The sequence below is a fragment of the Tahibacter aquaticus genome (assembly GCF_004363655.1).
Lineage (GTDB): Bacteria > Pseudomonadota > Gammaproteobacteria > Xanthomonadales > Rhodanobacteraceae > Tahibacter > Tahibacter aquaticus.
In genome coordinates this window covers 172265-184930 of record NZ_SNZH01000001.1, presented here as the reverse complement: position 1 = coordinate 184930, position 12666 = coordinate 172265, and the positions used below count along the sequence as shown (strand labels likewise).

Annotated in this window: 11 protein-coding genes; 6 read left to right on the top strand and 5 right to left on the bottom strand. The window is 65.1% G+C overall.

From position 1 onward, the window contains the following. The first annotated feature begins 96 nt into the window (after nt 1-96). From DFR29_RS00685 to DFR29_RS00675, 3 genes are all read left to right on the top strand, one after another. Nucleotides 97-699, top strand: coding sequence for a flagellar hook-length control protein (locus DFR29_RS00685; RefSeq protein WP_133816630.1), 603 nt, complete (start codon nt 97-99; stop codon nt 697-699). A gap of 270 nt (nt 700-969) precedes the next feature. Further along, nucleotides 970-2598 carry a tetratricopeptide repeat-containing sulfotransferase family protein gene (locus DFR29_RS00680; protein WP_166653790.1) on the top strand — a complete coding sequence of 543 codons (1629 nt, stop codon included), beginning with the start codon at nt 970-972 and terminating at the stop codon, nt 2596-2598. Between the two features lie 316 nt (nt 2599-2914). Next, nucleotides 2915-3646, top strand: coding sequence for a hypothetical protein (locus DFR29_RS00675; protein ID WP_133816628.1), 732 nt, complete (start codon nt 2915-2917; stop codon nt 3644-3646). Between the two features lie 281 nt (nt 3647-3927). Here the strand turns inward: DFR29_RS00675 and DFR29_RS00670 are convergent, their stop codons facing one another. Further along, nucleotides 3928-4731 (bottom strand): inositol monophosphatase family protein, encoded by an 804-nt coding sequence (locus DFR29_RS00670; protein ID WP_133816627.1) that lies wholly within the window; start codon nt 4729-4731, stop codon nt 3928-3930. Nucleotides 4732-5085: 354 nt separating this feature from the next. Here DFR29_RS00670 and DFR29_RS00665 point away from each other — a divergent pair, with 354 nt between their 5' ends. Next, entirely contained in the window at nt 5086-5844 is a 759-nt protein-coding gene (locus tag DFR29_RS00665) for an RNA methyltransferase (protein WP_133816626.1), read from the top strand. Nucleotides 5845-6686: 842 nt separating this feature from the next. Here the strand turns inward: DFR29_RS00665 and DFR29_RS00660 are convergent. Together DFR29_RS00660 and DFR29_RS00655 are read right to left on the bottom strand one after the other, a co-directional pair. After that, a complete protein-coding gene (locus DFR29_RS00660) occupies nt 6687-7292 on the bottom strand; it encodes an exopolysaccharide biosynthesis protein (RefSeq protein ID WP_133816625.1) in 606 nt (201 codons plus the stop codon). A 23-nt stretch (nt 7293-7315) separates the two neighbouring features. Continuing rightward, a complete protein-coding gene (locus DFR29_RS00655) occupies nt 7316-8620 on the bottom strand; it encodes a hemolysin family protein (RefSeq protein WP_133816624.1) in 1305 nt (434 codons plus the stop codon). 220 nt (nt 8621-8840) lie between these two features. Between DFR29_RS00655 and DFR29_RS00650 the strand changes: the two genes are divergently transcribed. Both DFR29_RS00650 and DFR29_RS00645 read left to right on the top strand, forming a co-directional pair. Beyond that, nucleotides 8841-9470 (top strand): DUF47 domain-containing protein, encoded by a 630-nt coding sequence (locus tag DFR29_RS00650; protein ID WP_133816623.1) that lies wholly within the window; start codon nt 8841-8843, stop codon nt 9468-9470. A 10-nt stretch (nt 9471-9480) separates the two neighbouring features. Then, nucleotides 9481-10614: an inorganic phosphate transporter gene (locus DFR29_RS00645; RefSeq protein WP_425598811.1), complete on the top strand. Its 1134-nt coding sequence runs from the start codon at nt 9481-9483 to the stop codon at nt 10612-10614. A gap of 702 nt (nt 10615-11316) precedes the next feature. Here DFR29_RS00645 and DFR29_RS00635 read toward each other — a convergent pair. Further along, nucleotides 11317-11979, bottom strand: a complete 663-nt coding sequence (locus DFR29_RS00635; protein WP_133816621.1) for an ATP-binding cassette domain-containing protein — start codon at nt 11977-11979, stop codon at nt 11317-11319. Then, on the bottom strand, nt 11972-12661 hold the full coding sequence (modB, locus tag DFR29_RS00630) for a molybdate ABC transporter permease subunit (protein WP_133816620.1): 690 nt from the start codon (nt 12659-12661) through the stop codon (nt 11972-11974). Before modB ends, DFR29_RS00635 begins: the two co-directional genes overlap by 8 nt. Nucleotides 12662-12666 lie beyond the last annotated feature (5 nt).

Sequence of the window (12666 nt, the reverse complement as noted above, 5' to 3'; positions counted from 1 at the left end):
GGTATTCCCAATCGTCATAGCAGCAAGCGCAGATTCACGACCCCGCGTCTGCGGCACTGGCGTTGGCTGTGTTCCCGTCACTGCCCTGGACTTGCCATGCCGCGTCAACTGCTGGCCGTACTCCTGTCATTCCTTCCCGCCATCGCCGCTCAGGCCCAGGAAGCGCGCGGCATGAGCTGGGGCAGTTCCAGTAACGACGCCACCGGCAGCGGCGTTGTGTTCGTCGGTTGCCACGGCCTGCCACGCAGCGCACAAGGCGGCTGCGATGCCTACCAGGGCGATACCGACTGCCGGCTGGCTTTGCCGCTGTTGTGCATCAGCGTAGACGGCCGGCCACGTCCCGGCGGCCTGATCACGGCCGGCAAGGGCCATGCAATGCCGGCGGATTTCTACGCCGGCTGGGCCGCAGGCGAGGTACGCGCGGGCTGGCGCGTTGCTGGCCTGCGATTGCGCAGCCGCGCTGCCGCCGACGCCTTGTGCGCAACCCAGTTCGGTAACGGCTGGCGGCTGGCGGAGTTCCATGACGGCGTGCGCGAAGGCAGCGGCGAAAACGGCGTGCCGGCCAGCCATGGCGGCTGGGCCTTCTATGCGAACGGAGCGCTGGCGCAGGACACGCGCTACTGGGTCGCCAATTTCGACACGGCGGCAAATTGCTGGGACAAATCTGCAGTGCAGCAAATGCCGCAAATTTCACGCTAGCGTCCGGTCTCGTCAATACGGCCAAGGAAATTCCGGCTGGATTTCGCCGCCAGACCCGGCGCAACCAGGAAGCGTAGCAGCGCCACAGCGACGAGTCGCAATGAGGTAGGCGCTGAAAGACACCGGAATTATTCAATGGGATTTGCGAGGCAGGGCGCAGTGCAGCGCTGCCGCAGCGTCCGCAGGCAGAACCTGGCCGGCGTGAAAAGCGCCACCGCCTGCGCTAAGGTGCCCGGTCCCGGCCCTCGGCCATCGCCTGCAGCACTCTCCATGGCTACTCGACCAGGGGCTTATGCGCCCGCGACCGATGCGTCGGGAAAGGCATCGGCTTTGCGCTATGCCGATCTGCCCGCGAACCTGCGCAAGCAGATGGCGGCGGCGGCGGAACATCTGGCCGCAGAACGATTGGGCGATGCCATCGCGCAGCTGACACCGGTACTGGGCAGCCGTCCCGAACACCCCGAAGCGCTGCGTCTGCTCGGCATCGTGCTGCACAAGAGCGGCCAGCCGGGCGATGCGATCGACGCTTACCGTCGTGCGCTGCAGGTTGCGCCGGACGACGCGTTGCTATGGAACAACCTCGGCAGCGCACAGCGGGCGAACGGCGACGGCGAAGCCGCGGCCGAGGCATTCCGCCGCGCCGTCGAGCTGGCGCCGCAGCTTGCGGCGGCCTGGTTCAACCTGGGCAAGATGTACAAGACGCAAGGCCGCCTGGAGCTGGCCCGGCCGGCGCTGGAGCGCGCCCTGGAGCGCGAGCCGGCCCATGTGCCGGCGCGGGTGACGCTGGGCGAGACGCTGCGTTCGCTGGGTGAAGTCGATGCGGCAATTGCTGCCTACGAGCGCGCGCTGCGTGACGATCCTGCCGCAGCGGGGGCCTGGTACGGCCTTGCCGACCTGAAGACCTATCGTTTCGACGCAGCACAGGCGCAGCACCTGCGCGGTCTGCTCGGGGCAGCCGACGTGCCGGCCGAGCCGCGCATCTTCCTCGGCTTTGCCCTGGCCAAGGCGCTGGACGATCTGGGCGACTATGCGCAGGCCTACGAAGCCCTGGCCGAGGCCAACCGGCGCAAGCGCGCCACGTTCAGCGACTGGAACCCGGCAGCACTGGCGCAGCATTACGAACGCATAGCGACGGCATTCGCGGCGGCGGGACCGCCGCCGCTGGATGCGCAACTCGGCGCCGAGGCGATCCTGGTGGTCAGCCTGCCGCGTTCCGGTTCGACCCTGACCGAGCAGATCCTCGCTGCGCATAGCCAGGTCGACGCCGCCGGCGAACTGCCTGATCTCGCCCAGGTCATCGATGCCGAGTCGGCGCGCCGCGGCCAGCCCTTCCCGCACTGGGTGGCCGAGGCTTCGGCGCAGGACTGGGACCGGCTGGGCCGCGACTACCTGCAGCGTGCGCAGCGCTGGCGCGGCAGCGCTGCACGCTTTACCGACAAAGGGCTGGCCAACTGGGCCCTGGTCGGCGCGGCCCGGCGCATGCTGCCGGCGGCACGCATCGTCAATTGCCGGCGCGACCCGGTAGAGAACTGCCTGTCCTGTTTCAGGCAGCTTTTTGCACAAAGTCATGAGTATACTTATGACTTGAGCGACATGGCGCAGCAGTGGCGCAGCTACGACCGCCTGAGCCGGCAGTGGAGCGTCTTGCATCCCGGCTATTTCCTCGACAGCAGCTACGAAGCGCTGGTGCGCGAACCCGAGGCGCAGATCCGCGCCCTGCTCGATTTTTGCGGCCTGCCGTTCGAGGCCGCCTGCCTGGAGCCGCATCGCGTCCAGCGCAGCGTGCGCACGGCCAGTGCGGCCCAGGTGCGTCAGCCCATAGGCGCAGCCGGTGCGCGGGCGGTGCGCTATCCGCTGGCAGAACAGGTTTTGCGCGCTGCGCTAGCCCTGAACAGCTGAAGAAATTTTCATACTCGCCCATGGTGGCGCAGGTAGTGCGGCGGCGGCATCGCCAAATCGTTGTGTGGCGCGCCTTCGGCTGCGGTCGTCACGCCAACGGCGCTGAAAATGTTTCGTAGTGGCCGCGTAAATTGCACCTGACGCAAGCCATAAGCCTATGGCAATCCCGCCCGTTCTGTGACTTGATCAAACATTCGTCAGCGCAAGATCCGAATCATCGAGCGGTCGCGCGCGCTGGCGATTTTTTCCGACTTTGGTTGGAACAGGGGCTCGGCACAACGACGGGCGCAAATCAGTGCAAGTAAGGAATTCGTAGATGAAATCGACAGCAATGCTTCTGGCGGCCGCCGCTGCCGCAGTAGGCGTAGTGGCGACGCAGGACGCCGCCGCCGCCTCCCACCGGGAGTCTGGACGCCGGGCCACCCAATCTCGCCCGCTGCAGCCGCCGGCACCGCACGGCTCCACCGTCGTGCTGTACGACCAGATCGCGAATGCCACCACCAGCGGAGCGCTGGTGGCGCAGTATTCGTCCAGCAGCGGCGCGCCGTACGACTCGGAAGGCGCCGACGATTTCGTCGTGCCCGCTGCCGGTTGGCGCATCACCACGGTCCAGTTCGGGGCCTTCGCCGGCCAGAACACCACCGGTGCCTATCCGACTGCGGCAAATGTACGTATTTACACTAATGATGGCCCGGCGCCGTCGAGCAACACGGCCTGCAACTACAGCGCCGCAACCGTTGCCTACGATACGACCACGCAGATTGCGACCGTTGCGCTGCCCGGAGTCTGCGAACTGGCCGCTGGCACATACTGGATTTCGTACCAGCCCATGTACGATTTCGGCGCATCGGGCGGCGACTATTTCTGGAATCTGGCGGCGCCCCAGGTAGGTGCGATCGGGCAGTGGCGCAATCCGGGCGATGGCTTTGCCAGCGGCTGTACCGCCTGGAGCGCAACCACGTCCTGCGACTTCACCCAGCCCGACTTTGCTTTCCGCCTGTCCGGCGTGGTGCTGCCGGTCAGCCTGCAGTCCTTCAGCATCGACTGATACCGGCGCATTTGCCGGCGCGCTGTCGCCGGTGCGCTGAAAAACAAACGCGGCCCTCGGGCCGCGTTTGCGTTTCTGATCCGGCGTTGGCATCGCGCGAACGCCGTGCCCCTGCGGGGGAGGAGTCAGCAGAGGACGAGTAGCGTGGCGTGTATCGGGGGGAGGGGTGCCAACGGACTGGCTGCGTTCGCGCGATGCCCTGTCGAAGACGAGCCATCGGCACAAATCCCTACCTCATTCCCGCGAAATCGTTTTTCCTGCCTGATTGGGCGGGAAACGGATCAGCCGGCGAGCAATTCCGGTGTCAACACCGGCTGGATCGCACTGACGATGCCGAAGGCCACCTTGTGGCCGCCGGCGATCAGGTTGCCGGATTGCGGCACGCCGTCGCGGCCGGCGAGGTCGCAATAGCGGCCACCCGCTTCGCGTACCAGCAGGCAGCCGGCCGCCATATCCCAGATCTTCAGGCCGGTCTCGTAGTAGCCATCGAGACGGCCGCAGGCGACATAAGCCAGGTCCAGCGCGGCCGAACCGGTGCGGCGAATGTCTTCGGCGCTGGCGAGCAGAGCCTTGGTCATGTCGATCTGGGCATCGAGGTGGCGGCGCTGGCGATACGGAAAGCCGGTGGCCAGCAGTGCACCGGCGACGCCTTCGCGGCCGCTGGCACGGATGCGGCGATCATTGAGGAAAGCGCCGTCGCCTTTGCTGGCGGTAAACGTTTCGTCGCGCAGCGGATCGTAGATCACGCCGTAGACCGGTTCGCCGGCTTCCAGCATGGCGATGGAGACGCAGAAGTGGGGAAAGCCGCGCAGGAAATTGTGCGTTCCGTCGAGCGGGTCGATCACCCAGGTATAGCGCGAGCGGCCGCTTTCACCGGTTTCCTCGCCGACAAAGGCGTGGCTGGGATAGGCGCGCTTGAGGTCGCGGATGATCAGCTGCTCGGCCATGCGATCGACTTCGGAGACGAAGTCCATGCGCTCTTTTTCCATCACCGCCAGGCCTTCGACGCGGTTCATGTTGCGCACGATCAGGTTACCGGCGGTACGCGCGGCGCGGACCGCGACATTGATGGCGGGTCTGGGCATGGAAACTCCGATCTATGGCAAGGCGAAAAAGAGCGACGCCGGCATCGGGGCTGGCGCGAGGGCGCGAAGGGTAGCAGAACTGGCCCAGCGGACGAAGCTCGGCGTGACCTGCGGTCGCTGCCGTCCCGCTGTATTGCTGGGGCTGGCATTGCCAGCCACGATGGGACAGTTGATCGCGCCGCCAGCCGTAGCCAAAGCCGCTGCCGGCTGCGGCGGAAGGACGCGGCGGCCGGCGTGGCACGGCAGGCGGTGCTGTCGTCGACGCTTATGCCGGCGAAGTGGGGGCGTGACCATCACCTGGCGGCGGTATTGACCGTATGCTTGCCTACTGATTCCGTCCTGCCAGTGCTGCCCATGAGCGATATTTCCGCCGTTGCCACCCGTATCCGTTTCGTACTGGTGCGCACTTCCCAACCCGGCAATATCGGTGCCGCTGCGCGGGCCATCCGCACCATGGGCTTCGCACGCCTGGTGCTGGTAGCACCGCAGCGCTATCCCGATGCGGAAGCAACCGCCTTCGCTGCCGGTGCCGATGCGGTACTGGACGATGCGGTAGTAGTGCCGGACCTGAAGCGCGCGATTGCCGACTGCCATGCGGTCTACGGCGCCACGGCACGGCAGCGCAATGTGGCACTGACCGAGTACACGCCGCGGGAAATCGCCCCTCGCGTACAGGCCGACGCCCTGGCCGGCGCCGAAGTCGCGCTGGTGTTCGGCAACGAGCGTACCGGTCTGGAAAACGACGAACTCGCCCTCTGTCATGGCGCCGTGCATATACCGACCGCCGCCGACTACAGCTCGCTCAACCTGGCCCAGGCCGTACAGGTGCTGGCCTACGAACTGCGCATACGCCTGCTCGACAACCCGGCCGCACCGCCGCCGCACCGCACCGATCCGCCGGCATCGGCCGGCGCGATGGAAGGCTTCTTCGAGCATCTGTATACGACACTGAATGATATTGAGTTCCACAAAGGCAGATCTCCCGAGACCATCATGCTGAGGCTGCGCAAGCTGTTCCTGCGTGCGGCGCCGGATGAGCGGGAGTTGAGGGTGTTGCGGGGGATATTGGCGGATGCGCAGAGGATGGCGCGATTGGCGCGAGGGGGGAGTTGAGGTTTCGCTTTTTGTCTTTCGTCTTGAGATTGAGCCTTGAGCGAAAGCAACGGCGTATCGCGTGCCTGCGGCGTGCTCGTTGCTTCATCTGGGATGGGGAGTCAGGCAGAAGCGTATCGCGCGCCTGCGGCGCGCTCGTTACTTCTCTTTGTGTGGAGGCAAGGAGAAGTAACCAAGAGAAAACCACCCCAGATGCCGCGGTTTTGGGCCATGAATGACCCAAAACCGCGTGAGGCTGCCACGGCGGTCCACGCACAGAACATCCCTGTTCTGTGCGCGGACTCGCGGCCATCCCTGGCCGCGACCCTTCGGGCTTTTCCCTCCGCGACCTCACCGCGGCATAGGGTGCCCCGGTAAGGCGCGCTCCTGCGCGCAGAAGCAACAGCCAGAGCCCAATCACGGGCAACAGCAACGGTTCACGGCAACGGCGCGATGTGTGGCGGGCGGTGCGGCGGTCGGCTCGGCTTTTGGCTCCTCTCCTCCAAGCTTGCTTGGGAGGTGAGGAGGCGACAGAGCCATTGGCTCTGTCGCCTCCGAACGCCCAACGGGCTGGAGGCTGGGTGGGGATGGTGTTGTCTTTCGGCGATACAGTCAGCTGTTTCGGCAACCCTTTGATGCGGTTTGCGCTTGTGTTTGTTCGAGGCCACAAATCGCGCAAAAAAGCCGGGGAAACATCAGGGGTGAGGGGCCGGCGGTCACGCTGGCGACAGCGCCAGGTATAGCGGCATCAACGCTCAGCACCTCCGCCAGGAAGAAGCTCGCGCCGTCGGTATCGCTACCTGTCGGCGCTAGTCAGCAACGCCGTCCACGCAACGCGTCGTCGTCGCGAAACCCCAGCGCACCTACCCAAAGAAATGCTTCACCAAGGTCACCATCGCCTTGCTCAAGCTCGCCACGCTGGCCGACGAGATCAGGGTCAATACCCAGCACACAGCGAGCAGGCCGCCGTCGCGCTCGACCAGGGCGACGCCGAACATCAGGATCAGCACGCCGAACGGGTAGTTGGTGAATGGAATCGGCAGGGCGAGCAGAACGCCCAGCAGGATCAGGATAAAGCCGCTGAAGCGGCTGTACGGCATGTGGGTGAGCTGTTCCCAGCGCGGCCGGCTGAATTTTTCCAGGCGCGCGAACATCGGTGTCATGCGGTGGACGAAGGCTTCGACCGAGCTGCGGCCGAAGCCATGCTGGCGGGCGAAGCGCGGCAGCCAGGGACGCGGCATGCCCCAGAGCAACTGCGCGCCGATCACTACCAGCAAGGTGCCGCAGACGCCGCCTACGCCCATCGGGATCGGGATGAAGTTCGGCAGCGACAGCAGCACGATCAGAAAGCCGAAGGCACGCGTCTCCAGCGGCGCGATGAACTGCTCCAGCGAAATGGTTTCGCCGGTGTTCTGCTCCAATGCCTGCTGGAACAACTCGGTCGTGCGTGGATCGTGCGGAACGGTCATCCCTGGCTCTCGCAGTCCATGGTCTACGGGGTTGTTTCGTTGGTGATGCGGGCGATCAGCAGTTTGTCAATGCGCGGACCGTCCAGGTCGACGACTTCGAAACGCAGGTCGCGCCAGCGGAAGGCCTCGCCGACCTGCGGAATGCGCCCGAACTGGGCCATGACCATGCCGGCGGCGGTGCGGAAGTCGTGGTCTTCCTCGTTCGGCAGCTGGCTCAGGCTCAGCAGTTCGCGCAGGTCGTCGGTGCCCAGCGCGCCGTCGACCAGGTAACTGCCGTCCTCGCGCTGCACGATCGGCGCGCTGAGGGCTTCGACATTCAGGCTGGCGGTCTTGCCCAGCACGGCACCGAGCACGTCGTTGAGGCTGACCATGCCTTCGATGTCGCCGTATTCGTCCACCACCAGGGCGACCGTGGCCTCGGATTCGCGCAGCTCTTCCAGCAGGTCCAGCGCGCGGGCGGCCGAAGGCACGAACAGCACCTTGTTGAGCCTGCGGAACAGGTCGATGTTGGGCGTGCCCAGCGAATCGAGCAGGGATTTGGTTTCCAGGATGCCGACCACGTCCTGCTCGTTGCCGGCGCGATACACCGGATAGCGCGAATACGGCGTGGAATGCATGACGGCGAGGTTTTCCGCCAGCGGTGCGGCTATGTCCAGCCAGGCGATGCGCGTGCGCGGCGTCATCAGGCTGGCGATCTGGCGGTCGCCCAGGCGCAGCACGCGATTGACCATGTTGTGTTCGTCGCTGTCGATAACGCCCTGTTCGGCGCTCTCGGCTACGAGCAGGCGGATTTCTTCTTCCGTCACCGGGTCGCGGGTGCCACGGTCCAGGCGCAGCACCTTGAGCAGAATGCGCGTGCTGTGCGAGAGCAGCCAGACGAACGGCGTGGCGGCGATGGCGAAGATGCGCATCGGATAGGCGATCCACACCGCAAAGCGTTCCGGCGCGACCAGGGCCAGGCGCTTGGGCAGCAGCTCCCCGACGATGATCGATACATAAGTGATGGCCCCGACACTGAGCGCCAGGCCGACGCCGTTGGCCAGGTCGATTTCCACACCGCGGGCCTGCAGTGCCTGGCTGATGCGTGCGCCGATGGCGGCGCCGCCGTAGACGCCGGTGAGCACACCGATCAGTGTGATGCCGACCTGTACCGTAGAGAGAAAGCGTTCCGGCGCTTCGGTCAGGCGCAGTGCGTTCTGGGCCCGTGTGCTGGTCGCTGCCATCTGCTTGAGCCGCGACTTGCGTGCGGTGACAACGGACATCTCCGACAGGGCGAAGAACCCGTTGAGCAGAATCAGGATCAGGACAACCAGTATCTCGGTCAGCATCGACGGGGGTGAAGGCCAAGGCAGGTCAGTGTAGCAGCCCTGCGTGACGGACCTGTGGGTATGGCTGACCTGGCTGCCGTGCGCCGCGACGGAGCCGTGCTGTAACATGACTGTCATGCAACCGACATATTTTTGCCGCCGAGACGCCGGCAGCACGCGTTGCCGCGCAACATAATTCTTTTCAAATCATCCAATTGCGTACCCTGGGGCGGAACCGACCATGTTTTCTCTACAGACCATCTTCGGCAAGGGCGACAAGTTCTACGGGCTGTTGGAATCCAGCGCCGCGGCGGCAAAGAAAAGCGCCACCGCCCTGACCGGCTTCCTGCAACAGGGCACTGCGGCGGCCCGGTCGCTGGACGAGTTCCGCCTGGCGCGCCAGCGCGAGAAAGAACTGGCTGCCGAGATCAGCCAGGCCCTGGTCAACACCTTCGTCACCGCGCTGGAGCGCGAAGACATCGAAGCCCTGTCCAGCGCGCTGTACAAGATTCCCAAGGTGATCGAGAAATTCGCCGAACGCTATTCGCTGATCGGCGACCGCCTGGGCGACGTGGATTTCGTCTCCCGCGCACACATGCTGGAAAAAGCCTGCGAAGTACTGGAACAGATGGTGCTGCAGCTGCGCGCGATGAAGCTGGAGCAGATGAAGGATCTGAACGACCGCCTGCAGGCGATCGAGAACGAAGCCGACCGGCTGATCCTCGACCTGTACCGCGACATGTACCGCAACGAGAACGATCCCGTGCGCTTCCTGCTGCGCAAGGATCTGTTCGAAATCCTCGAAAAGGCCATCGACCGCTGCCGCGACGCGGGCAACGTGGTCTACGCGATCGTGCTGAAGAACTCCTGAGGCGACGCCCGTGGAATTGACCCTGGTCTTCAGCGTGATCGTGATCGCGCTCGTGTTCGAATACATCAACGGCTTCCACGACACGGCCAACTCCATCGCCACCGTGGTAGCGACCAAGGTGCTCAGCCCCGGCCAGGCCGTGATGCTGGCGGCGGGCATGAACCTGATCGGCGCCCTGATGGGCACGGCCGTCGCCAAGACCATTGCCTCGGGCCTGATCGATACCGGCATCGTCAATGTCACCTCGATGGTGCTGATCTGCGCACTGCTCGGCGGCGTGATCTGGAACCTGATCACCTGGTGGTGGGGCTTGCCGTCGTCGTCCTCGCACGCGCTGGTCGGCGGCCTGTGCGGCGCGGCGTTCGCTGCCGCCGGCGACAACTGGCATGCAATATTGTGGAATGTTCCTGGCGGCGAGCACTGGTGGCAGGGCAAGGGGCTGCTGCCCAAGGTGGTGATACCGATGATCATCTCGCCGCTGGCGGGTTTCATCCTCGGCATCACCATCATGGGGCTGCTGTTCGCCTTGTTCTCCTTCCTGGCCGACCGCAAGGGCACGCTGCAGAAGATAGGCCGGCCGCGTTTTGCCAACGCGCTGTTCGGCAAGCTGCAGATCGTTTCCGCCAGCGCCATGGGCTGGGCGCACGGCTCCAACGATGCACAGAAGACCATGGGCATCATCGCGCTGGCGCTGGCCTCGGCCACGCTCGCCGGCCAGCTCGACGGACTGCCGCAATGGCTGCACTGGCTGCGCGTGGATACCGATCCGAAGAACGTCGAGATCGCGCTATGGATCAAGATCACCTGCGCCCTGGTGATGGCCGCAGGCACCGCCGCCGGCGGCTGGCGCATCATCAAGACCCTGGGCCACAAGATGGTCAAGCTGCATCCGGTACATGGCTTCGCGGCGGAAACCGCCTCGGCGACGATGATCCTGACCGCGTCCAGCATGGGCATTCCGGTCTCCACCACGCACAACATTTCCGCGGCCATCATGGGGGTGGGGACGGCCAAGCGTTTGAATGCGATCAAGTGGACTGTGGTGGAGAGGATGATCTGGGCGTGGATTCTTACGTTGCCGATTGCGGCGGGGTTGGCGTATTTGTTTGTGAAGTTGTCGCATTGGGTGGGGTTGCCGATTTGATGTTTTGATTTTCGATCGCTGGATCGCTGGATCGCTGGATCGCTGGATCGCTGGATCGCTGGATCGCTGGATCGCTGGATCGCTGGATCGCTGAATCGTGGGTGGCGGTGCGTTGGAGGGCTTGAAGTCAAAGGCGTATCGCGCGCCTGCGGCGGGCTCGCTACTTCTCTTTTTCTGAGTAGAGAAGGAACCAAGAGAAAACCGCCCCAGATGCCGCAGTTTTGGGCCATCCATGGCCCAAAACTGCGTGAGGCCGCTACGGCGGTCCGCAGACAGAACATCCGTGTTCTGTGTGCGGAGTCGCGGCCATCCCTGGCCGCGACCCTTTGGGCTTTTCCCTACGCGACCTCACCGCGGCATATGGGGCCCCGTTACAAGCGCGCGCTTCCTGCGCGCAGAAGCAACTGCCACGGCCAAGGCCAAGCACAATCACGAGCAACGGCAACGGCAACGGCAACGGCAACGGCAACGGCAACGGCAACGGCAACGGCAACGGCAACGGCAACGGTCGCTGCGCGGCAACTACAAAAAATGGGCGGACATAGGTTGGCGATGAGCCGCAGGCGAATCCCAACATCGAGGGGCCTCCGCCACGAAGAACCGCTGGCGAAGGAGAGGCGAATCTCAACATCGCCGTGCCTCAGTACAAGGTTTCAGCCGTTGAGCTGAGCCCTGCCACCACCTTCGCACCGCGTCGGCAAACTACCCCGCAAATTCCCCAATCCCCACCTGCCCAACCACCCGCCCGTCATCCAGCAACACCACTTCCTGCGACAGGTGCTGCACTTCGTCCGGCTGGTGGCTGACCAGGATGGTCGGCAGGCCGACTTCGTCGCGCAGGCGGCGCAGGTAGTGCAGTACCTGGCCGCGGGCTTCGCGGTGCAGGCCGACCAGGGGTTCGTCCAGCAGCAGCGCGCGCGGCTGGCTCAGGATGGCACGGCCTACGGCAACGCGGCGGGCTTCGCCGCCCGACAGCGAGGCAGGCCAGCGTGCCAGCAGTTCGGTCAGGCCCAGCAGCTCTACCGCGGTATCGAAGCCGATAGCGCTGCCGTCGGGTTTGCGGCGGTTTCCATAAAGCAAATTATCCTTTACGCGCAAATGCGGAAACAGGCGGCCGTCCTGGAACACCACGCCGAGTCCGCGCCGCGCTGCGGCGACGTCGATATGCCGTTCGCTGTCGAACAGCAGTTCGCCATCGAGCACGATGCGTCCCGCATGCGGCCGGCGCAGGCCGGCCATGGCCAGCAGCAGGCTGGTCTTGCCGCTGCCGGAAGGGCCGAACAGGGCCAGGTTGCGGGCTGTCGAGACGAAGGCGACCTGCAGGTCGAAGTCGCGCGGCTGCCAGCGCAGGCTCAGCTCAATCATGCGCAGCGGCTTCCTGTTGCGCGCGCCGGCCGAGCAGCGCGGCCACAAACGACGCGGCGATGCCGACGGCCAGGGCCACCCATACCAGCCGCAGCAGACTGCCTTCGCCGCCGGGCTGGTTCAGCAATTCCCAGATCGCGATGGACAAGGTGCGCGTCTCGCCTGGAATGCTGCCGACGAAACTGATGGTGGCGCCGAATTCGCCGAATGCACGCGCGAATGCGAGTACGCAGCCGGCAATCAGATGACGTCGCGACAAGGGCAGGGTGACCGTGACGAAGCGCCTCCACGGTCCGGCCCCCAGCGATTCGGCCGCGGCTTCCAGGCGCCGGTCCACGCCGTCGAAGCCTGCGCGTATGGAAATGACCAGCAACGGGAAACTCATCACCACCGCCGCGACGACGGCGCCGCTCCAATGGAAGGCGAAGCGGATGCCGATCATGTCGAGGTAGTGGCCGACAGCGCCGTTGCGTCCCAGCAGTACCAATAGCGCATAGCCGGTGACCACGGGCGGCAGCACCAGCGGCAGGGTGAGCAGCGCTTCGATCACGCTCTTGCCGGGAAAGCGCAGCCGTGACAGCGCCAGGCCCAGGCCCAGTGCAAACGGCAGGGCCACGACGATGCTGAGCAGGGCCACCTTGAGGCTGATGCCCAGGGCGTCGATTTCCGCCGCACTCAGCACGGCGC